Raw genomic sequence first — 21,726 nt, 5'->3', positions numbered from 1 at the left:
ACCCGGTGGACTCCGACGCGGTCGGCCCCGGCGTCCGCGGCGCCAACAAGGCCGACATCCCCGTGGTCGCCGCCGACCGCGGAGTCAACAAGGCCAGGACCGCGACCCTCGTCGCCTCCGACAACGTGGCAGGCGGCAAGCTCGCCGCGAAGTCGCTCGCCGACCGGCTCGGCGGCAAGGGCAGCATCATCGTCCTCCAGGGCACCGCCGGCACCTCCGCCAGCCGTGAACGCGGCGCGGGCTTCGCCAAGTCGAGGATCACCCGCAAGGGCTGGGCGGCCGGCTCGCAGTTCGAGGCCTTCGGGTTCGTACGCAGCGCCCTGGCCGATCAGGTCCCGGACCTGCAGCTGCACGTCCTCTACTGGGTCTACCCGTTCCCGAACCAGGACGGCGACAAGGCGATCCGCCCGCCGACGAACAAGCCCGGCCTGTGCATCCTGCCGACGCTGATCTACCCGGAGAGCCGCGGCACCGTACGTCTGGCCAGCGCCGACCCTTCCGTGCACCCGTTGCTCGACCCGGCCTACCTGACGTCCGGCAAGGACACCGAGGTGCTCCTGGACGGCATCGCGAAGGTCCGCGAGATGATGGTGGGTCTCGGGGACAACCAGGGCGAGATCTCGCCGGGACCGTCCTACGCCACCCCGGAGGCGACCCGTGAGCTGCTGCCCAACATCGTGCACAGCGTCTACCACGGCGTCGGCACCTGCCGGATGGGCTCGGATGAGCGCGCCGTGGTCGACCCGTCGCTGCGCGTGAAGGGCATCGACGGCCTGCGTGTGGCCGACGCGAGCGTGATGCCCTCGATCACCGGAGGCAACACCAACGCGCCCTCGATCATGATCGGTGAGCGCGCCGCCGACCTGATCCTGGGGGCCTGATGTCGGACCTGCTCCTGCGCGAGGACCGCGACCGCGTCCGTACGCTGACCCTCAACCGTCCCGAGCAGCTCAACGCCTTCAACTCGGCGCTCTACGCCGAGGTCGCGGAGGCGCTCGACGCGGCCGCCGAGGATCCGGGGGTGGCCGTGGTGGTGCTCACCGGAGCCGGCCGGGCGTTCTCCGCCGGCCAGGACCTGCTGGAGATGGCCGAGCTGGCACAGGGGGAGTCCTCGGACCTGTTCGGCGCGGACTACGGCTTCGTGAAACTCGTCAAGGCGCTCGAGGCTCTGGACAAGCCGCTGGTGCTCGCGATCAACGGGATCGGCCTGGGGATCGGGATGACGATCATCGGCTATGCCGACTTGGTGCTGATGTCGACGTCGGCGCGCCTGAAGACTCCATTCACCAGTCTCGGTGTCGCACCCGAGGCGGCCTCCTCCTACCTGCTGCCGCGGCTGGTCGGACGTCAGGAGGCGGCCTGGATCCTGCTCTCCTCGGAGTGGGTCGGCGCCGAGGAGGCGCTGCGGATCGGGCTGGTGTGGCGGCTGGCCGAGCCGGAAGCCCTGGCCGCGGAGACGCACAGAGTGGCGGCCACGCTGGCCCGGCAGCCGATCTCCAGCCTCCGGGCGGTGAAGGCGACCATGACCGCACCGCTGCGCGAGGGCGCGGCCGCCGCGCGCGAGCGGGAGAACGCGCTCTTCGCCGAGCTGATGGGCGGCCCGGCCAACGCCGAGGCGCTGGCCGCGTTCGCCGAGGGGCGGGCGCCGGACTTCACCAAGCTCCCGCCGGGAGTGTGAAACGTGTTCCAGATTTCCCTTGCGATGAGATAGAACACGTTCTAATCTGGACACATGTCCAGTCAGGTGCACGACACCGTCGGCCGCGGTCTCGACGGCCGCCAGGCGCGCACGTTCGAGCGGCTCCTGGCCGCCGGTTCCGACGAGCTGCGGGCGGTCGGTCACGAGGCGCTGACCGTGCGCGGAGTGGCGGCGCGCGCCGGGGTCTCCTCGGCCACGGCCTACACCTACCTCGCCTCCAAGAACCACCTCTTCGTCGAGCTCTTCTGGCGCCACCTCACCGCGGCGCCTGCGGGCGAGGAGGCCGGGTCGCGAGCGGAGCGGGTGCAGGCGGCCGTACGCGGCCTGACCACCCGGATCGCCGACGAGCCTGCGCTCGCGGCGGCGGTGACGCCGGCGCTGCTGGGTTCGGACGCGGACGTCGAGCGGCTGCGGCTCCGGATCGGAGCCGAGTTCGCCTCGCGGTTCGAGGCGGCGCTCGGTGACGGCGCGGACGGGGCGGTCGGCGAAGCACTGCTGCTCGCCTTCTCCGGCGCTCTGCTGCAGGCGGGCATGGGCCTGATGACCTACGACGAGATGGCCGACCGGCTCGCCCCGGTCGTCGCCGTGATCGTCGGTGAGGAGTGAGATGACCAGCACCACCACCGAGATCTTCGACCCCTACGACTACGACTTCCACGAGGACCCCTACCCGGTCTACGCCCGGCTGCGGGACGAGGCGCCGCTCTACTACAACGCCTCCGACGACTTCTGGGCGCTCTCCCGGCACGCCGACGTGCACGCCGCGGTGAAGGACGACGTCACCTTCTCCAACCGGATGGGGGTCTCGCTCGACGCCAGCGCCTGGAACGCCGACGCCCATCGGGTGATGTCTTTCCTGGCTCTCGACGGCAAGGAGCAGACCCGGCTGCGGAAGCTGGTCTCGGCGGGGTTCACGCCCCGTCGTGTCCGTGAGCTGGCACCGCAGATCCAAGAGCTGGCCGACCACTACCTCGACGCGCTGGCCGAAGGCGGGGCCGAGCCTGGGGCCGAGGTGGACTGGATCGCCGGGCTCGCCGGCAAGCTCCCGATGGACGTGATCTCGCAGATGATGGGCGTCCCCGTCGCCGACCGCGACGAGGTGCGCCGCCTGGCCGACCTGGTGGTGCACCGGGAAGACGGCGTACGCGACGTGCCGGAGGCCGGGATGACGGCCGCGCTGGAGCTGATCGGCTACTACGCCGAGATGGTCGCGCAGCGGCGCAAGCAGCCCAGCGAGGACCTCACCTCGGCGCTCATCGAGGCCGAGGTCGACGGGGACCGGCTGGTCGACCACGAGGTGATCGCGTTCCTGTTCCTGATGGTCGTGGCGGGCAACGAGACCACCACCAAGCTGCTCGGGAACGCTCTCTTCCACCTCGGCGCCCACCCCGACCAGCTCGCCGAGGTGTTCGCCGACCCCGGCGAGAGCGCGCTGGTGGGCTCGTGGATCGAGGAGACGCTGCGCCACGACACCTCCAGCCAGATGCTGGCCCGCTACGTCGCCTCGGACGTCGAGCTGCACGGCCAGGTCGTCCCTGCCGGTTCGAAGCTGCTCGTCCTGCTCGGCTCGGCCAACCGCGACGAGCGCGTCTTCACAGCACCGGACGTCTTCGACGTCCACCGCCCCTCCGACGAGCTCGGCAGGATCATGAGCTTCGGCGTCGGCCGGCACTTCTGTCTCGGCGCCAACCTCGCCCGGCTCGAGGCCAAGGTCGTGCTGGCGGAGCTGGTGCGGCGTACGTCCGGGTTCGAGGTCCACACCGACCGCGCCGTCCGCGTGCACTCCACGAGTGTGCGCGGGTTCGCCGAACTGCCCGTCACCTTCGGCTGGAGGGTGCGATGAGCGGGGCGAATGCTCACCGAGATACCTCGGTCGGCAATCACCTCCTTCGCGGAGTTCCGCGAAGTCAGTGCGCGTTCGCCGAGGTACCTCGGTCAGCATCCAGGGAGGACGCATGAAGTACGCACAGCCCGACCGCCGCCCGGCGGTGATCACCGGCGCTTCGTCCGGGATCGGCGCGGAGACCGCGAAGGCGCTGGCCGCGGCCGGCTTTCCGGTCGCGCTCGGTGCCCGGCGGGTCGAGCGGATCGAGGAGGTCGCCGCGGCGATCCGGGCCGACGGGGGAGAGGCGGTCGCGCACCCTCTGGATGTGACCTCCGACGACGCGGTGGCAGAGTTCGCCGCGAAGGTGGCCGCGGACCTGGGCGATGTCGAGGTCCTGGTCAGCAACGCCGGCGTCACCCACCCAGGTGCCACGGTGGACGTGGACACCACGACCTTCGCGGGGCAGGTCGACATCAACCTGCTCGGCGCCCACCGCGTCCTGCGCGCCTTCGGGCCCGCGATGATCGAACGGCGACGCGGCGACCTGGTCTTCCTCTCCTCCGACGTGGCGCTGAGGCCGCGACCGTTCATGGGGGCGTACGCAGCCTCCAAGTGGGGCCTCGAAGGCATGGTCAACGCGCTCCAGATGGAGCTCGAGGGCACCGGGGTCCGGGCCTCGATCGTGCGACCCGGTCCCACCCACTCCGACATCGGCAACGAGTGGCCCGCCGAGCTCGGCGGGTTCGTGCTGGAGCAGTGGGTGAAGTGGGGGCTGGCCCGGCATCCGCACTTCCTCAAGGCCCGCGCGCTGGCCGACGCGATCACGACGGTCGTGACCGCTGCCCGCGGAGTTCACATCAGCACCATCGACGTCAACCCCGAAGCCCCTGTGCAGGAGGCACGATGACGATCCCCACCGTCTCCACCGTCCTGGACGACCAGGACCCGAGCGTTCCCGAGATCATCCGCGGCACCGGGCACCTGCCCGAGATGCGGGTCGACCCGATCTCGCTGTTCACCCGCGTCCGCGAGGAGTGCGGAGACCTCGGGCGCTTCCGCCTCGCCGACAAGGACGTCGTCCTGGTCACCGGGGCCGAGGCCAACGAGGCCTTCTTCCGGGCGCCCGACGACGTGCTCGACCAGGCGGCGGCGTACCCGTTCATGACGCCGATCTTCGGCAAGGGCGTCGTCTTCGACGCCTCGCCGGAGGAGCGGCAGCAGATGCTGAAGAACCAGGCGCTGCGCGGCGACATGATGCGCGGGCACGCGCAGACGATCGAGGCAGAGATCCGCCGGATGATCGCCGGCTGGGGCCAGGAGGGCGAGATCGACCTGCTCGACTTCTTCGCCGAGCTGACCATCTACACGACCTCGGCGTGCCTGGTCGGGAAGCCGTTCCGCGAGGAGCTCGACGCGTCCTTCGCCCAGCACTACCACGAGCTCGAGCACGGCACGGACGCGATCGCGTACGTCGACGCCTACGCCGACATCGAGAGCTTCCGGATGCGCGACGCAGCCCGGGAGAAGCTCGTCGCGCTGGTCCAGGCGATCATCGACAAGCGGGTCGCGCGCGGCAAGGTCGCGCGCGAGGAGCGCGACCTGCTCGACGTGCTGATCTCGATCGACATGGACACCGACACCATCACCGGGATCTTCATCTCGATGATGTTCGCCGGCCACCACACCTCCTCGGGGACCGCGTCGTGGGCGATGATCGAGCTGCTGCGGAACCCGTCGGTGATGGCGGAGGTCGTGGGCGAGCTCGATGAGCTCTACGCGGACGGCTCGGAGGTCTCCTTCCAGGCCCTGCGCTCGATCCCGGTGCTCGAGGCCGCCTTGAAGGAGACGCTCCGCCTGCACCCGCCGCTGATCATCCTGATGCGGCTGGTGCGCGAGGACTTCGAGCTGCTCGGAGAGACCATCCCGGCCGGCACCCTGCTGGCGGCCTCGCCACGGGTCTCCAACCGGATCGAGGCCGACTTCCCGAAGGCCGATTCCTTCGACCCGAGCCGCTACATCGACCCGCGCCAGGAGGACATGCAGAACCGCTGGACGTGGATCCCGTTCGGAGCCGGCAAGCACCGCTGCGTCGGCAACGCGTTCGCGATGATGCAGATGAAGGCGATCTTCTCGGTCATCCTGCGCGACTACTCGTTCGAGGCGGCACAGCCGCTGGAGTCCTACGCCGACGACTTCACCAAGATGGTGATCCAGCTCCAGCAGCCCTGCCGCGTCCGCTACCGGCGGCGGCCCGTAGGTGGTGGCAGAGCATGAAGCTCGTCGCCGACCTGGGGCTGTGCCAGGGGCACCAGGAATGCCTCGCCGAGGCGCCGGAGCTCTTCGGCTTCGACGAGGACAGCTACCAGGTCGTCGTACGCATCGCCGAACCGTCCGGCGACCAGCTCGAAGCCGCGCGTGCGGCCGTGAAGTACTGCCCCGCTTTCGCTCTCACCCTGGAGGACTGAATGCCTGACCTGAACCGCGCCGAGATCGAAGGGCTCTGGGCCGACTGGCTCAGCCTTAACCGTAAAGCAGAGGCTGAGGGTGATTGGGGGCAGCTGGCCGACGTCTATGCCGAGGACGCGACGTACGGCTGGATGTACACCCCCGACGAGCACTTCATGGCGGTCGGCCGCGAGCAGATCCGGGAGTGGGCGCTCGGCACCGAGATGGCCGGGCTCGAGGGCTGGCACTACGACTACCAGGCGACGGTCATCGACGACGTCAACGCGATGGTGATCGGCTTCTGGCGACAGCGCGCCGGGATCGTCGACGACGGGACCGGCGAGGAGTACGAGATCCTCGGGATCGGCGGCTCCTGGTTCGGCCTCGCGCCGCGCCCCGACGGTGACGGCCTCGAGTTCGCCTGGCAGCGCGACTGGTTCGACCTCGGCTCCACCGCGACCACCTTCCTCGACATCGTCAAGGCCAAGAAGGCGACCGCCGGGCTGCTGGAGCGGATGTCGCTCAACGGGATCGAGCAGCCCGGCCACTACCGCCTCGCCGACCTGCCCTCGACCGTCTGGCCGCCGCCCGTCGCGGCGGGAACCTTCGTTACCCAGGAGTCCGTGTGACCACGAGAGAACCCACCAACCCGCCCGCCCAGCAGCTCGTCGACGGCAAGCTCGGCGCAGCGAGCTCCGGCGAGACGTACGCCATCCTCAACCCGGCCACAGGGCAGGAGATCGGGCGCGCGCCTGACTCGACGGCCGAGGACATGGACGCCGCCATCGCCGCCGCGCGCAGGGCCTTCGACGAGACCGCTTGGTCGACCGACGTGGCGCTGCGGGTCCGGTGCCTGCGTCAGCTCCATCAGGCGATCCTCGACAACGCCGAGGCGCTGCGCGAGCTGACCACCGCCGAGGTCGGCGCGCCGGCTTTCCTGGTGGCCGGGCCGCAGTTCGACACCCCGGTCGAGACCCTGGCGTGGACGATCGACCTGGCCGAGTCCTACGAGTGGGAGCGCGATCTGGGCGTCGGGGTCACGATGGGGATCTCCTCGCGCCGCACCGTGCGCAAGGAGGCCGTCGGGGTCGTCGCGGCGATCACGCCGTGGAACTTCCCCAACCAGATCAACCTGGCCAAGGTCGGCCCGGCGCTGGCCGCGGGCAACACGGTGGTCCTCAAGCCCGCCCCCGACACCCCGTGGCTGGCCGCGGAGCTCGGCCGTCTGGTCGCCGAGCACACCGACATCCCGCCGGGCGTGTTCAACGTCGTCACCCCGCGCGACAACCGGGTGGCCGCGATGCTGGCCGAGGACCCGCGGGTCGACCTGGTCTCCTTCACCGGATCGACGGCGACCGGCCGGGCGATCATGGCGGCCGCGGCACCGAGCCTGAAGAAGGTCTTCCTCGAGCTCGGCGGCAAGTCCGCGGCGATCGTCCTCGACGACGCCGACGTCGCCTCGGCCGCCTCGATGGCGGCCTTCTCGGTGGCCGTTCACGCAGGTCAGGGCTGTGCTCTGACCACCCGTCTGCTGGTGCCTCGCGCGTCCTATGACGCGGCCGTCGAGTCGGCCGCGGCGACGATGGCCTCTCTCGGCGCGGGCGACCCCGCCGATGCCGGCACCATCTGTGGCCCGGTGATCTCCGCGGTCCAGCGCGACCGGATCCTCGGCTACCTCGCGCTCGCCGAGGAGGAGGGTGGCCGCATCGCCACCGGCGGCGCGGTCGCGGTCCAGGACGGCGAGCTCGCCGGCGGCTTCTGGATCCAGCCCACCGTCGTCGCCGGCCTCGACAACTCCGCCCGCGTCGCCCGCGAGGAGATCTTCGGCCCCGTGCTGACAGTGATCCCGCACGACGGCGACGACGATGCCGTACGCATCGCGAACGACTCGCCCTACGGCCTCTCCGGCTCCGTGGAGTCCGGGTCGCTGGAGCGGGCCAAGTCGGTGGCCGCCCGGATCCGCACCGGCACCATCGGCGTCAACGGCGGCCAGTGGTTCGGCCCCGACGCGCCCTTCGGCGGCTACAAGCAGTCCGGCCTCGGCCGGGAGATGGGCGTCGAAGGCTTCGAGGAGTACCTCGAGACCAAGCTGGTCGCGGAGCCGGCATGAGCACAGGAGAGACCATGAGGTTCACGGACAAGGTCATTGTCGTCACCGGGGCGGCGCAGGGGATCGGGGAGGCGTACGCCAAGGGGTTCGCCGCCGAGGGCGCTGCCGTCGTCGTCGCCGATCTGAACGAGGAGAAGGGGCAGCAGGTCGCCAAGGAGATCGAGGCGGCCGGCGGTGTCGCGAGATTCATCCGCTGCGACGTCTCCGACCACGCCTCGGCGGCCGCGCTGGTCGCCGAGACGACCGAGGCGTACGGCGGGATCGACGGGTTGGTCAACAACGCCGCGATCTACGGCGACATGGCCTTCGACCTGCTGATCACCGTCGACTGGGACTACTACGAGAAGTTCATGAGCGTGAACCTCAACGGTGCGCTGGTGATGACCCGCGCCGTCTACCCGGCGATGCAGAAGCGGGGCGGCGGGGCGATCGTCAACCAGTCCTCCACCGCCGCCTACCTCTACTCCGGCTTCTACGGACTGGCCAAGGTCGGCATCAACGGCCTGACCCAGCAGCTCGCCCACGAGCTGGGCGGGATGAACATCCGGGTCAATGCGATCGCGCCGGGGCCGACCGACACCGAGGCGACCCGGACCCAGGCCGGTGACGCGGCCAAGGAGATGACGAAGCAGATGGCGATCAAGCGCCTCGGCACCACCGAGGACATGGTCGGGACCGCGAAGTTCCTCCTCTCCGAGGACTCCTCGTGGATCTCCGGCCAGATCATCGCCGTCGACGGTGGCGGGACGTTCCGGCTGTGAACGCCGCGCCGAGGACACGCGCCGGCTTCGTCGGGCTCGGCAACATCGGCAAGCCGATGGCGCTCCAGCTCGCCGGCACGGACGGGATCGAGCTGTGGGTGCACGACATCGCACCCGAGCCCGTCGCGGAGCTGAGCGCTGCGGGCGCGAAGGCGACCGCCTCGGTCGCCGACCTGGCGACCGCGGTCGACGTGCTCAGCGTGATGGTGCGCGACGACGACCAGGTGCGCGAGGTGCTCGCCGAGGTGCTCGCCGCCGTCGGTGACCGGCCGGAGGGTGCCCCGCTGACGGTCCTCGTGCACTCCACGGTTGCCCCGAAGACCCCCGCCGAGCTGGCCGCGACCGCCCAGCCGCACGGTGTCCACGTGCTCGACGCCCCCGTCTCCGGCGGTCCGATGGGAGCCGCCGAGGGCACCCTGGCGATCCTCGTGGGCGGCAGCCCCGAGGCGTACGCGGCGGCGGGGCCGGTCCTTGCGGCGATGGGCTCCAAGGTCGTCCACGCCGGTCCGGTCGGCACCGGGACCAGGTTCAAGCTGGCCCGCAACCTGCTCCACTTCGCCTCCTTCACCGCCGCCACCGAGGCCCAGCGCCTCGCCGAGGCTGCCGGGCTGGACCTGGTGGCGCTCGGCGACGTCGTCCGCCACACCGACGCGATCACCGGCGGGCCGGGGGCGATCATGCACCGCGACACCACCGCGCCGATCGAGGAGACCGACTTCTGGCACGGCGTCTTCGGCCACGTGACCGCGCTGGGGGAGAAGGACCTCGGCTTCGCGATCGCCCTCGCCGACGAGCTCGGCGTCGAGGTGCCGCTCGCCCGCCTCGCGCGCGAGCGGCTGGCGCCGGGGCTCGGGTTGTCCGGATCCGGCCCGGCAGAACCGGCGGAGGACAAGTTCGCCGACCTCCCCGAAGCCCGCGCTCGAGGGCTGCGCAAGATGGAGGAGGTCTACGGCTTCGACATGGCCGACGGCGAGGGCGACTTCTTCCGCTACACCGCCGACCATCTCTTCGGGGACATCTGGCAGCGCCCGGGCCTGACCACGCGCGACCGCCGGCTCCTGCTGATCGGTCTGCTCGCCGGCCAGGGTGCGGCGGACGTGCTCGGGATCCAGATCCCCGCGGCGTACGCCAACGGCGAGCTCTCCGAGGACGAGCTGCGCGAGATCGTCGTCTTCCTGAGCCACTACGCGGGATGGCCCAACGGTGCCAGGATGAACACGGTCGTCGAGGAGGCGATCGGCAAGGCCCGGAGGGCGGCCCAGAAGAAGGTGGAGCGCTCATGACGTACGTCATCACCCAGTCCTGCTGCAACGACGCCTCCTGTGTCGAGGTCTGCCCGGTCGACTGCATCCACCCCGGCCCCGACGAGCCGGGGTTCGGCGCCGCCGAGATGCTCTACATCCACCCCGACGAGTGCATCGACTGCGGCGCCTGCGAGGACGCGTGCCCGGTCAACGCGATCTTCCCGGACTACGAGGTCCCCGACGCCTTCGCGCCCTACGTCGACATCAACGCCGCCTTCTTCGAGTTCACCGGCGAGCAGGACGAGCCCGCGCCGCTGCCGCCGGCCGGCGCCAAGATCCCCGGCGGCCCGCTCAAGGTGGCAGTGGTTGGGGCCGGCCCCGCAGGCTGGTACGTCGCCCAGGAGCTCGCCGCCACCCGCCGCTGTGACGTCGAGATCACCGTCATCGACCGGCTCGCGACCCCCTACGGCCTGGTCCGCTACGGCGTCGCGCCGGACCACCTGGACACCAAGGAGGTGGCCGAGGACTTCGCCAAGACGGCCCGCCACCGCCGGGTGCGCACGCGCTACAACGTCGAGATCGGGCGAGACGTCACCCACGAGGAGCTGCTCGGCGCCCACCACGCGGTCGTCTACACGACCGGCGCGGGCGAGGGTCGCAGCCTCGGCCTGCCGGGGGAGGAGCTGCCGGGCTCGACCTCGGCCGCGGAGCTCGTCGGCTGGTACAACGGCCATCCCGACCGGGCCGCGCTTACCTTCCCGCTCGCCCACGAGCGTGCCGTCGTCATCGGCAACGGCAACGTCGCTCTCGACCTGGCCCGGCTGCTGCTGGCCGACGAGGAGGCGCTGACGTCCTCCGACCTGGCTCCGGCCGCGCTCGCGGCCCTGTCCGCCAGCGGCATCCGCGAGGTCGTCGTCACCGCCCGTCGTGGCGCCGAGCACGCCGCGTTCACCAGCCCCGAGCTGCGGGCGCTGGCCGACGACCCAGGCATCGACGTCGTGGTCGACGAGGCCGACCTCGCCGGACTTCCGACCGAGGACGATGTGGCCGAGCGCACCGCCGGCACCTTCGCCGCGGTCCAGAAGGCCGACCTGCTTCGCGACCTGGCCGCCCGGCCGCGTAGGGACGCCGCGAAGCGGCTCGTCCTCCGCTTCGGCCTGACGCCCACCGAGATTCTCGGCGCCGACACCGTCGCCGGCGTGCGTTTCGACGACGGCGAGGAGATCGAGGCCGGCCTGGTCGTTCGCGCCACCGGCTACCGCTCCGTAGGGGTCGATGGTGTCCCGAACGAGAAGGGCAGCGGCCGCTTCCCGCACGAGGCCGGCCGCGTGATCGGGACCGAGGCCACCTACACCGCGGGCTGGGCCAAGCGCGGCCCCAGCGGCGTGATCGGCACCAACCGCGCCTGCGCCGCCGAGACCGTACGCACCCTCCTGGACGACCACGCCGCCGGCTCGCTCGCCGCCCCCGCCGGAGAGTCCCTCGACGACCTCCTGGCTGAGCGCGGGGTGATCGTCGTCGACCAGGCCGGCTGGAACACGCTCGACACCCACGAGCGCGAGGCCGGCAAGGAGATCGGCCGACCCCGCGCGAAGGTGACCGACCGCGAGGAGCAGGTGCGGATCGCGGCGCTTGCCCGCGTTTGACCCTTGTCCGTCGGGGATGTCTGCAAGAGTGGGTGGAAACCGATCCTCGGGGAAAGGCACTCGATGTCAGGCAGCGAATACAAGGACTGGAACCAGTCGATCATCGACGAGTTTCGCTCGAACGACGGCAACGTCACCTCGGTGCCGTTCGGGCGCGGGCTCGTGCTCGTGCACCACACCGGGGCCAAGACCGGCAAGGAGCGCGTCTCCCCGGTGGCCAACCTCCACCCGGACGCCGACACCTGGCTGATCGCCGCCTCCAAGGCCGGCGCACCGGAGAACCCGGCCTGGTACCACAACCTCCTGGCCTACCCGGAGACCAAGATCGAGACCCCCGACGAGGGTGTCGTCGAGGTCGAGGTCACCGAGCTGAAGGGTGCCGAGCGCGACGCCGCCTGGGAGCGGTTCAAGGCGATGAGCCCGGGCTTCGGCGAGTACGAGGCCAAGACCGACCGGGTGATCCCGGTGCTCGCGCTGCGAAGGCGCTGAGCCTCAGACCGGTGTGATCGGCAGCGACCGGCGCGGCTCGAAGGCGAAGTCCGCGCCGGTGCTGAACCGCACCACCGCGACCTCGGAGGCCTCGGCGGCGGGCTCGGCGCGGCGTACGACCTCGGCCCGCCAGCCGTCCTCGAGAGCGGTCACCTCGACGTCGAGGTGAGGGTCGAGAGCCTGCACCGCGGCCCGGAGCGGAACGAACCATTCCGGCCCGATCAGCGAGACCCAGGCACCGTCCTCGTCGGCAGGGGAGGGCCGCACGACGAGCGCGTCGGCATCTGCCTCGACCGAGACGTACGCAGCGGGGTTGAGCATCGGATGGAGCGCGAGCAGCCGCACCGCTCCCTTGACGTCCGGTGGCAGCGAGAGAGCCCGGGCGAGGCGTGAACCGGCGATGCCGGCGACCCCGACCAGCTGCTTGCGGCGGATGTCGAGGAGCTGCTCGGGCGAGGTCGCCCGGGGCTCCAGGGCGAGCGTGAAGCCACGGTCGAGCAGCGCCATCTGCAGGCAGACCTCGTCGGCGATCCGCACCAGCGCCGAATGGGAGAAACCGGCCAGATCGAGATCGGCGAGGAGCGGTCCGGCGTAGTCGGCCGCGCCGTCATCGGCAGGATCGATCGGCGCCAGCTCGAGCAGCGCCGCCCGGGAACGCTCGTTGACGGCCAGCTCCGAGATGGCCTGCGCCTCCGGGTGGGAGTCGTCGATGACCACGGTCCAGCGGCAGTGCGGCCTCCGGCCGGCCGGCATCCGTGGCGGCCGATGGACCGGGCGCACCTGGGCGCGGGGGTGCGTCGCGATGGCGGTGGCGTCGAAGGTCGGGTCCTCGATGTCGTGGCACATGCCGCGGACGTACTCCTCGCCCATCGGCTCCACGTCCATCAGTGCGCCGCAGTGGTCGAGGTGGAACTCGCCGTGGCGAGCGTCGTGGACGGTGTAGCGGAAGTCCATGAACTGCGGCGGCGCCCCGATGTCGAGCTGGAGGCCCTTGAAGATGGTCGGTACGTCGCCCTGGCCCGGCACGGCAGGCGCATACCCCAGCGCGACCTGCATCCGCCGGGTGTAGATCGGCGAGGCCGCGGCCCACTCCACGATCGCGATCTTCAGCATCTCCTCGCGCCCGAAGGCGGAGATGCACCACGCCATCCCGGAGCGGTCGATCAGCTGGCCGATCAGGAGGAGCTCGCGGACGACCTCGGCGAGCTCCTCCCTGGTCAGGTCTGTGTAGCGGGACCGGGCTGACGGGGTCAACGGATGCGGAGCTTCCGCATCCAGCGCAACGACGTCTGCATCTGCTTGGCGTAGTCGTCGAAGGTCTGCTTGCCCTGAGGCCCCATGACCTGCTTCTTCAGGGTCGCGACGTTCTGGGTCTCGGTGTACTTCAGCAGACCCTGGTCGCCGTGCCGGGCACCGACGCCGGACTGCTTCATGCCGCCGGACGGGGTCGACTTCGAGGCGTACGCGGTGGCCAGACCGTCGTTGATGTTGACGTTGCCGGACTCGATCCGCGCCGCGATCGCCTGAGCGCGCTTGAAGTTCGTGGTCCACACCGAGGCGTTGAGCCCGTAGTCGGTGTCGTTGGCCAGCTCGATCGCCTCCTCGAGCGTCGAGTAGCGGTGCAGCGAGACCACCGGCCCGAACGTCTCGGTCACCCCGTGGATCATCTCCTTGGTGGTGCCCTCCAGGATGGTCGGCTCGAAGAAGGTCGGCCCGACGTCGGGGCGTGCCTTCCCGCCGGTCAGGACCGTGGCGCCCTTGGCGACCGCGTCCTCGACGTGCGACTGGACCCGCGCCAGATGGTCGGGGGAGACCAGCGCGCCCAGGTCCGGCCCGAAGGCGTACGCCGCCTCGATCCGCATCCCTTCGACGGCGGCCACGAACTTGTCGCGGAACTCGTCGTACATCGCATCGGGGATGTAGATCCGCTCGATGTGCATGCAGATCTGGCCGGTGTTGCCGAAGACGGCGAACATCGAGCCGCCGACGGTCTCGTCGATGTCGGCGTCGTCGAGGACGATCATCGGGTTCTTGCCGCCGAGCTCGAGGCAGGCGCCGATCAGGTTGCGCCCGGCCTGCTCGCCGATGACCCGGCCGGTGGCGGTCGAGCCGGTGAACATCGCGTAGTCGACGTTGTCCAGCATGGTCGGCCCGACGTCCGGCCCCTCGCCGCAGACGACCTGGAAGAGCCCCTTCGGCAGCCCGGCCTCCTCGAGCAGCGAGATCCCGAACAGCGGCGAGAGTGCGGTCTTGTTGTCGGGCTTGAGGAGCACAGCATTGCCGGCCATGAGCGCCGGGATCGCGTCGGAGAGACCGGTCGCGAACGGGAAGTTCCACGGCGCGATGATCCCGATCAGGCCCCGCGGCGGATGGCGCTCGATCGAGCTCGACAGCACCGGCATCATGCCCGGACGCTTCTTGTCCTTGAGGAGCTTCGGCGCCCGCTTGAGGTAGTGCGAGATCACCATCGGCGGGTCGCAGACCTCCTCGAACGCGATCCGGCGCGCCTTGCCAGACTCGGCCTGGATGAGGTCTGCGATCTTGTGCTGGTTGCGCAGGATCAGCTCGTGGGCGCGCTTGAAGACGGCCAGCCGCTCCGGGAGCGGGGTCGCCGCCCACGCGCGCTGGGCAGCACGCCCGGCCTCGGCGGCCCGCTCCACGTCCGCCGGTGACGACTGCGGCAGCGCCACCAGCACCTCACCGGTGTAGACCTCGGTCAGCTTCCAGGACGCACCCGTCGAGGACGGGACCCGGGAGACCAGCTCGCTCAGCAGCTCCTCGGTGATCCAGTCGGGGCGGCGTACGCCTGCGGTCTTCGCGGTGTCAGTGCTCATGTCTGAGTCCGATCAGCTCTCGTCGAGGATGCTCTATGAATTGTCGTCAAGGACGAAGGTTGCGCAACGGTCACCGATCATGACCGCGGGAGCGTTGGTGTTGCCACCGATGATGGACGGCATGATGGAGGCGTCGGCGACGCGGAGTCCGTCGATGCCGCGTACGCGGAGCTGCGGGTCGACCACGGCCCGCTCGTCCACGCCCATCCGGCAGGTGCCGACACCGTGGTAGATCGAGGTCGCCCGGTTGGTGACCTCGTCCTTCATCGCCTCGGCGTCGAGGGCCTTGCCGGGGTGGATCTCCGACTTGACCTGGTCGCCGAAGGCCGGCGAGGCCATGATCTCGCGGATCATCTCCACGCCTTCGAGGAGCACGCGCTTGTCGTCGGGTTCGGCGAGGTAGTTGAAGTCGATCAGCGGCTCGGCCGTCGGGTCGGCGTTGCGCAGCCGCAGCGTCCCGCGCGAGCGCGGGTAGATCAGCGACGACATCACCGTCAGCGCGGCCCGCGGGTCGACGTCGTGGCGGACCGGCGCGTCCTGGTTGGGAGAGGGGTAGGCCCAGGGAAGGACGTGCAGCTGCAGGTCGGGTACGTCGGTGGCCAGCGAGGTGCGTACGAAACCGACCGTCTCGAAGACGGTGTGCCCGAGGATCGACTTCCCGACGGTCTGCTCCTTGAGGACCGCCTTGCCGAAGTAGCCGGCGGTGCCGTGGTGCAGGGCCGTCGGCATCTCCCACGTGGTCGGGACGAACATGTGGTCGTGCAGGTTGTCCCCGACCGGCAGCTCGTGGAGCGCGGTGATGCCGTGCTCGGCGAGGTGGGCGGAATGACCGATTCCGGAGAGCATCAGCAGCTGTGCCGAGCCGAAGACGCCCGCGGAGACGATGACCTCCTGGGTGGCCGAGATCGTCTGAGGACCCTGTTTGGTGACGATCTCGACGCCCGTCGCCCGCCCGTTCTCGATCACGATCCGGGAGACGTGCACCCGGGTCAGCGTGGTCAGGCTGGGCAGGTCCTGGTCGTGGAGATAGCCGCGGGAGGCCGAGTAGCGCAGCCCGTCGATCGCGCTCTGCTGGAAGGTCGAGACGCCCTCCTGCTCGGCCCCGTTGTAGTCGTCGAGCACCTTCACGTCGAGGGTCTCGGCGGCTGCGCGCTGGAAGGAGAGCGACGCCTCCGTCGGCCGCGGGTGCTTCATGACCTTGATCGGCCCACCCGTGCCGCGGTAGTCGGTGCCGCCGCCCTCGTAGTCCTCGACCCTCCGGTACGCCTCGTTGACCGAGTCCGCGTCCCAGCCGGTGTTGCCCTCGGCCGCCCAGGCGTCGTAGTTGGCCCGGTTGCCCCGGACCCACAGCAGGCCGTTGATGGAGGAGGAGCCGCCGAGCACCTTGCCGCGGGGCTGGGGGAGCTCGCGGTTACGGGCGTGCTGCTGGGGGACCGTGTGGTAGCCCCAGTCGACGAGCTTCTTCAGCCGCGGCTCGGCGTGCATCGGGCCGATCATGCCCGGCTTGGTGACCAGGTAGTTGTGCTTGTCGTTCTTACCCGCCTCGAGCAGGATGACGGACTTGCCGGCCGCGGCCAGGCGGCCGGCGACGGCACAACCGGCCGAGCCTGCGCCGACGACGACGTACTCGGCCTCGGTGACCTTGGACTTGGGCACGATCAGATCCTCTCGATGATCGTCGCGGTCGCCTGCGCGCCACCGGCGCACATCGAGACCAGTGCGGTGGACGCGTCGCGGCGCTCGAGCTCGTGCAGCGCCGCGGTGAGCAGGCGGGTGCCGGTGGAGCCGACCGGGTGGCCGAGCGCGATCGCGCCGCCGTTGACGTTGATCTTCTCCTCGGGGACCTGGTGCACCTTGGCCCAGGACATGACCACGCCGGCGAAGGCCTCGTTGACCTCGGCGATGTCGATGTCGCCGATCGTCATCCCGGTGTCCTTCAGCGCCTTCTCGGTCGCCTGGACGGGGCCGTCGAGGTGGTAGTAGGGGTCGGAACCGACGAGGTTGGAGGTGACGATCCGGGCCCGCGGGGTGAGCCCGAGGGAGGCGGCGACGTCGGAGTCCATCAGCAGCAGGGCCGAGGCGCCGTCGGAGATCTGCGAGGACGTACCGGCGGTGTGGGTGCCGCCCTCGAGCACCGGGCTCAGCCCGGCGAGCTTGTCGAGGGAGGTGTCGCGGATGCCCTGGTCCTCGGTGACGGTGCGTACCTCACCGGTGAGGTTGCCCTCGTCGTCGAGCATGGGGGCCTCGACGGCGAAGATCTGGCTCTTGAAGTGGCCGGCGTCGCGCGCCTGGCGCGCCTTGACCTGCGACCAGAGCCCGAACTCGTCGACCTCGTTGCGGGAGAACCCGCGGTCCTTCACGATTCGGTCGGCGCCCTCGAACTGGTTGGGCAGATCGATGTTCCAGTCAGCGGGACGCGGATCGCCGGCTCCCTGGGGGACGTTGGCGCCCAGCGGGATGCGTGACATCGACTCGATGCCGCAGGCGATGCCGACCTTGATCTGGTCGGAGGCGATCATCGCGTTGATCAGGTGCGTGGCCTGCTGAGCCGAGGAGCACTGCGCGTCGATGACCGTGGAGCCGGTGTGGATCGGCAGCCCGGCGTGGAGCCAGGCGCGGCGGACCATGTTGTTGGACTGCTCTCCGGCCTGGGAGACGCAGCCGCCGATGACCTGATCCACCAGGTCAGGGTCGAGACCGGCGCGCTTGAGCACCTCGACCTGGGCGGCACCGAGCAGGACGCCCGGGTGCAGACCCGCCAGCCAGCCCTTGCGTTTGCCGATAGGGGTACGGACGGCTTCGACGATGACGGGCGTGCCCATGGAACCTCGCTCTTCAGGGGTATCGACAAGTCGCTGGTGCGCGGCCGCGCACCGCCACGCCTGATGACGTGACACCGGTTACACTCGATTGTCCCAAAGTAGAACGTGTTCTCGTTTAGCGCAACCCTTGTGTGATCCTGGGCACTGTGTGACGATAAACTAGAACGTGTTACAGAAAAGACCTCGAAGGAGCACACCCGTGACCGCTCTCCCCGTGGATTTCGATCCGACTGATCCCGTGCTCAACGAGGAGCGCGTCCCGCTCCAGGAGTTCATGGAGCTGCGACGTACGGCTCCGGTCTTCTGGATCGAGCAGAAGCCCGAAGCGCGAGCAGGGTTCCTCGACACCGGCTTCTGGGCGGTCAGCAAGCACGAGGACATCCTCGCCGTCTCCAAGGACAGCGAGAACTTCAGCACCAACGAGAACGGCGTCATCATCCGGTTCGCGCCGGACATGACCCGCGAGCAGGTCGAGCTGCAGCGCGCGATGCTGATCCACCACGACGCGCCCGACCACACCAAGCTGCGCCAGATCATCAGCCGCGGATTCACGCCGCGCGCGATCAACGCCCTCAAGGAGCGCCTGATCGAGCGGGCCAACGGCATCATCGACGACGCGCTGGCCAAGGGTGAGGGCGACTTCGTCTCCGAGGTCGCCGCAGAGCTCCCGCTCCAGGCCATCGCCGAGCTGCTCGGCGTCCCGCAGGAGGACCGCCGCAAGCTCTTCGACTGGTCCAACCAGATGCTCGCCTACGACGACCCGGACTACGACGCCGACCCCGAGGCCGCCTCGATCGAGATCCTGACGTACGCCATGATGCTGGCCGCCGAGCGCAAGGCCGACCCCAAGGACGACATCATCTCCAAGCTCGTCAACGCGGAGATGGAGGGCGGCGCGCTGGGCGATGACGAGTTCGGCTTCTTCGTCATCCTGCTCGCGGTCGCCGGCAACGAGACCACCCGCAACGCGATCTCCCACGGCATGCAGGCCTTCTTCGAGAACCCCGACCAGTGGGAGCTGTGGAAGAAGGAGCGGCCCGACACGATGGTCGACGAGGTGATCCGCTGGGCGACCCCGGTGACCGTCTTCCACCGCACCGCGATCAACGACGTGGAGGTCGGCGGCCAGCTCGTCAAGGCCGGGCAGCGGGTCGGGCTGTACTACGCCTCCGGGAACCACGACGAGGAGGTCTTCGACGACGCCGACACCTTCGACATCACCCGCGAGCACAACCCCCACCTCGCCTTCGGCGGCCACGGCGCCCACTACTGCATCGGGGCCAACCTGGCTCGGATGGAGGTGCGGATCATGTTCGACGTGATCGCCGACCGGATGCCCGACCTGAAGCCCAACGGCACGCCGCGCCGCCTGCGCCACGCGTGGATCAACGGCATCAAGGAGCTTCCGGTCACCTACGCCTGACGGCCAGCACGATCTAAGGAATCACCACGTTGGAGAAGTGGGGCCGGCGGAACGGATAGTTCCCCGGCACCCACTTCTTCAGCGCTTCGTGGACCACCTCGTAGAGCCCCTGCTGATAAGCCTCGGTGGTCACCCACCAGCTGACGTCGACGTCGTACGTCGCCAGCTCCTCGCTCAGCTCCTGCCGGACGCCCAGCGGGTAGAGATAGGCGCACCCGACGTAGCCGAGTCCGGACGTCTCCAGGACGTAGGAGAACGACTTGTTCTCCTTCCACTCGCCCTCGTGCCAGACCAGGTCGATGTAGTCGTCTTCCTCCGACGTCGGACCGTCCGGCCACCCGCCGCCCCGAGTCGCGTTGATGAGCTCCCGGTCGGCGTTGATCGCTCGTACGTCATCTGCCAGGCACTCGCGCGACAGCGGCCGCGCCGTCAGCTCGCCGTGCGTGAGCACCTTCGGCGCCTCAAAACCTTCGGGGACGACGAGCAGCTTGCTGAGCCCGGCAAACGTCATCGCCCTCATGTCTGGCACTCCATGGCACCGCACGCTATCTGAGGCCGTGGTTCAGATGGACAGAACGGGCGTGGCGCGTCAGCGCATGATCACGACGATCTTGCCCTGGTTGTCGCCGCTCGCGAGACGTGCGTACGCGGCCGCCGCCTCGCTCAGCGGGAACGTGCTGTCGATGGCGGGCGTGACGACGTCGCTCGTCACCAGCGCGGTGATCGCCTCGAGGTCTGCGCGCGACTGGGGCACGACGAGTACGCCGACGTCCTTGCCGGTGCGTGCCTTGATGAGCGGGCGGGCGGGCAGGGCGGCGAGCAGGATCCGGGTCGAGCCGCCGACGATCCGGTAGGTGCCGCCCGGGCGCAGGGCGCGGTGGACGCGGAAGGGGGAGCGGTGAGCGACCAGGTCGACGATCAGGTCGTAGCGTTCGCGGTGGTCGGCGTGATCGGCCCAGTCCTCGGTCTCGAAGTCGACGGTGGTGCTCGCGCCGATCCGGTGCAGGAAGTCGGCCTTGTCGGCCCGGTCGACGGCGGTGACCTCGGCGCCCCGGGCTTTGGCCAGCCCGATGACGAGCGGTCCGCCCGCACCGCCCGCGCCGTTGACCAGCACCCGGTCGCCCGGATGCACTCGTCCTTCGATGGCGCGCCAGGCGATGCAACCGGCCTGCGGGATGGAGGCGGCTTCGACGTACGTCAAACCGGTCGGCTTGCGCGCGAGCAGCCGCGGCTTCGTGGCGACATACTCGGCCAGCCCTCCGCGGTAACCGGCCAGCTCCCCGAAGACCTCGTCGCCGACGGAGAACCCGCTCACCTGCCGCCCTACCGCTGAGACCACACCCGCGATGTCGGATCCGGGCACCGGCCGCCGGGGTCTGCGCAGGCCGCCGACGCGCGAGTAGAACGGCGAGCCGGCGAGGTTCTCCCGGTCGGACCCGTTCAGCGAGCAGGCATGGACCTCGACCAGCACCTCGTCGGCCGTCGGCTCGGGCACCGGGAGATCAGCCATCTCGACCGCGTCGAGCCCGCCGTACGTTCTCTGGGTCAGCGCCAGCATCGCCGCCTCCTGTCTCGCGGGCAACGCTAGCGGGTCAGTCGCGGAAGTGCGGTGAGCGCTTCTCGTTGCGCGCGGTGACGGCCTCCTCGAAGTTGCCGGTGAGGAGGCGGACCAGGAGCTGGCCGAGGCCCTCGCTGTGCATGTGCTGCTCGAAGCCCGCAGCGCTCTGCGCGTCGATGAGCGTACGTTTCGTGAGCTCGACGCCCGGGCGGCTCCATCGGGTGATGGCGCTCGCGGTCTCCAGGCAGCTCTCGATCAGCTCGTCGTCGGGTACGACGCGGGAGACCAGGCCGGTGAGCGCGGCCTCGTCGGCGTCGATGTCGCGTCCGGTCAGCATCCACTCCGCGGCGCGGGAGGAGCCGACGGCGCGGGGGAGCAGGTAGGAGAGCCCCAGCTCACTGGCGGTGAGGCCGTTGTTGATCCCGGCCGCGCGGAAGTACGCCGAGGAGGCGGCCACCCGGATGTCGCAGGCCAGCGCCAGGCACAGCCCGCCGCCGATCGCGGCGCCGTTGACCGCCGCGATGACCGGCTGATGCATGGTGCGGAGGGTGAGGATCAGGTCCTCCAGGATCTCCATCGCCCGCAGTGCCACCGACACCGCGGTGAGCCCCTCGATCCCCGGCATCCGGCCTTTCTCACCGCTTTGGTCCGCACCGGAGCAGAAGCCGCGTCCGGCCCCGGTGAGGATCACCGCACGCACCGAGTTGTCGGCCGAGATCTCCTTGAGCCGGGCGACCAGCGGCACGATCACGTCGAACGCCATCGAGTTCATCCGCTCCGGCCGGTTGAGCCGCACCACCGCGACGTCCTCGGTCGGGTGCTCCATCTCGACATACGTCATCTCAGAACTCCTTCAGCACACGTCGAGTC

21 protein-coding genes are annotated in these 21,726 nt (G+C 70.0%); 14 read left to right on the top strand and 7 right to left on the bottom strand.

Annotated elements, in window-relative coordinates; all coding sequences use genetic code 11:
* The 13 genes from ACFU7D_RS18090 to ACFU7D_RS18030 all read left to right on the top strand — a co-directional run.
* On the top strand, positions 1-881 hold an 881-nt coding region (locus ACFU7D_RS18090), incomplete at its 5' end, for a GMC oxidoreductase (protein WP_378869552.1).
* Positions 881-1,678: an enoyl-CoA hydratase/isomerase family protein gene (locus ACFU7D_RS18085; protein WP_378869549.1), complete on the top strand. Its 798-nt coding sequence runs from the start codon at positions 881-883 to the stop codon at positions 1,676-1,678. The genes ACFU7D_RS18090 and ACFU7D_RS18085, both read left to right, overlap by 1 nt.
* 54 nt (positions 1,679-1,732) lie before the next feature.
* A complete protein-coding gene (locus ACFU7D_RS18080) occupies positions 1,733-2,305 on the top strand; it encodes a TetR/AcrR family transcriptional regulator (protein WP_378869546.1) in 573 nt (190 codons plus the stop codon).
* Position 2,306: 1 nt separating this feature from the next.
* Positions 2,307-3,542 carry a cytochrome P450 gene (locus ACFU7D_RS18075; RefSeq protein ID WP_378869544.1) on the top strand — a complete coding sequence of 412 codons (1,236 nt, stop codon included), beginning with the start codon at positions 2,307-2,309 and terminating at the stop codon, positions 3,540-3,542.
* A gap of 112 nt (positions 3,543-3,654) precedes the next feature.
* Positions 3,655-4,431 carry an SDR family oxidoreductase gene (locus ACFU7D_RS18070; protein ID WP_378869542.1) on the top strand — a complete coding sequence of 259 codons (777 nt, stop codon included), beginning with the start codon at positions 3,655-3,657 and terminating at the stop codon, positions 4,429-4,431.
* Complete coding sequence (locus ACFU7D_RS18065) at positions 4,428-5,798, top strand: cytochrome P450 (protein WP_378869539.1); 1,371 nt, start codon at positions 4,428-4,430, stop codon at positions 5,796-5,798. The genes ACFU7D_RS18070 and ACFU7D_RS18065 overlap by 4 nt, the downstream gene beginning before the upstream one ends.
* Positions 5,795-5,989, top strand: a complete 195-nt coding sequence (locus tag ACFU7D_RS18060) for a ferredoxin (protein WP_378869536.1) — start codon at positions 5,795-5,797, stop codon at positions 5,987-5,989. The genes ACFU7D_RS18065 and ACFU7D_RS18060 overlap by 4 nt, the downstream gene beginning before the upstream one ends.
* Positions 5,990-6,598, top strand: a complete 609-nt coding sequence (locus ACFU7D_RS18055; RefSeq protein WP_378869533.1) for a hypothetical protein — start codon at positions 5,990-5,992, stop codon at positions 6,596-6,598. It begins immediately after the preceding gene.
* Positions 6,595-8,079, top strand: a complete 1,485-nt coding sequence (locus tag ACFU7D_RS18050) for an aldehyde dehydrogenase (RefSeq protein ID WP_378869531.1) — start codon at positions 6,595-6,597, stop codon at positions 8,077-8,079. Before ACFU7D_RS18055 ends, ACFU7D_RS18050 begins: the two co-directional genes overlap by 4 nt.
* Positions 8,080-8,093: 14 nt before the next feature.
* Positions 8,094-8,840: an SDR family oxidoreductase gene (locus ACFU7D_RS18045; protein ID WP_378729382.1), complete on the top strand. Its 747-nt coding sequence runs from the start codon at positions 8,094-8,096 to the stop codon at positions 8,838-8,840.
* On the top strand, positions 8,837-10,123 hold the full coding sequence (locus ACFU7D_RS18040) for an NAD(P)-binding domain-containing protein (RefSeq protein WP_378869527.1): 1,287 nt from the start codon (positions 8,837-8,839) through the stop codon (positions 10,121-10,123). Before ACFU7D_RS18045 ends, ACFU7D_RS18040 begins: the two co-directional genes overlap by 4 nt.
* Entirely contained in the window at positions 10,120-11,730 is a 1,611-nt protein-coding gene (locus tag ACFU7D_RS18035; RefSeq protein WP_378869525.1) for an FAD-dependent oxidoreductase, read from the top strand. The genes ACFU7D_RS18040 and ACFU7D_RS18035 overlap by 4 nt, the downstream gene beginning before the upstream one ends.
* Before the next feature lie 63 nt (positions 11,731-11,793).
* Complete coding sequence (locus ACFU7D_RS18030) at positions 11,794-12,219, top strand: nitroreductase/quinone reductase family protein (RefSeq protein WP_378729385.1); 426 nt, start codon at positions 11,794-11,796, stop codon at positions 12,217-12,219.
* A 3-nt stretch (positions 12,220-12,222) separates the two neighbouring features.
* On the opposite strand, the gene ACFU7D_RS18025 is transcribed toward ACFU7D_RS18030, so the two are convergent.
* The 4 genes from ACFU7D_RS18025 to ACFU7D_RS18010 are packed head-to-tail and all read right to left on the bottom strand — an operon-like array spanning position 12,223 to position 17,875.
* Positions 12,223-13,473: a hypothetical protein gene (locus ACFU7D_RS18025; protein ID WP_378869522.1), complete on the bottom strand. Its 1,251-nt coding sequence runs from the start codon at positions 13,471-13,473 to the stop codon at positions 12,223-12,225.
* A complete protein-coding gene (locus ACFU7D_RS18020) occupies positions 13,470-15,053 on the bottom strand; it encodes a succinic semialdehyde dehydrogenase (RefSeq protein WP_378869519.1) in 1,584 nt (527 codons plus the stop codon). Before ACFU7D_RS18020 ends, ACFU7D_RS18025 begins: the two co-directional genes overlap by 4 nt.
* A gap of 33 nt (positions 15,054-15,086) precedes the next feature.
* Entirely contained in the window at positions 15,087-16,709 is a 1,623-nt protein-coding gene (locus ACFU7D_RS18015; RefSeq protein ID WP_378869516.1) for a GMC family oxidoreductase, read from the bottom strand.
* Between the two features lie 2 nt (positions 16,710-16,711).
* Positions 16,712-17,875, bottom strand: a complete 1,164-nt coding sequence (locus tag ACFU7D_RS18010; protein ID WP_378869514.1) for a steroid 3-ketoacyl-CoA thiolase — start codon at positions 17,873-17,875, stop codon at positions 16,712-16,714.
* 199 nt (positions 17,876-18,074) lie between these two features.
* Between ACFU7D_RS18010 and ACFU7D_RS18005 the strand changes: the two genes are divergently transcribed.
* Positions 18,075-19,298, top strand: a complete 1,224-nt coding sequence (locus tag ACFU7D_RS18005) for a cytochrome P450 (RefSeq protein ID WP_378729390.1) — start codon at positions 18,075-18,077, stop codon at positions 19,296-19,298.
* Between the two features lie 13 nt (positions 19,299-19,311).
* On the opposite strand, the gene ACFU7D_RS18000 is transcribed toward ACFU7D_RS18005, so the two are convergent.
* From ACFU7D_RS18000 to ACFU7D_RS17990, 3 genes are all read right to left on the bottom strand, one after another.
* Positions 19,312-19,818 (bottom strand): GNAT family N-acetyltransferase, encoded by a 507-nt coding sequence (locus ACFU7D_RS18000; RefSeq protein ID WP_378869510.1) that lies wholly within the window; start codon positions 19,816-19,818, stop codon positions 19,312-19,314.
* Between the two features lie 69 nt (positions 19,819-19,887).
* Entirely contained in the window at positions 19,888-20,856 is a 969-nt protein-coding gene (locus ACFU7D_RS17995) for an NAD(P)-dependent alcohol dehydrogenase (protein WP_378869508.1), read from the bottom strand.
* A gap of 34 nt (positions 20,857-20,890) precedes the next feature.
* Complete coding sequence (locus ACFU7D_RS17990; RefSeq protein ID WP_378869505.1) at positions 20,891-21,697, bottom strand: enoyl-CoA hydratase; 807 nt, start codon at positions 21,695-21,697, stop codon at positions 20,891-20,893.
* Positions 21,698-21,726 lie beyond the last annotated feature (29 nt).

Origin of the sequence: Nocardioides sp. NPDC057577 (assembly GCF_042801335.1) — a bacterium.
Classification (GTDB): domain Bacteria; phylum Actinomycetota; class Actinomycetes; order Propionibacteriales; family Nocardioidaceae; genus Nocardioides.
This window is presented reverse-complemented; position numbering and strand designations above follow the sequence as displayed.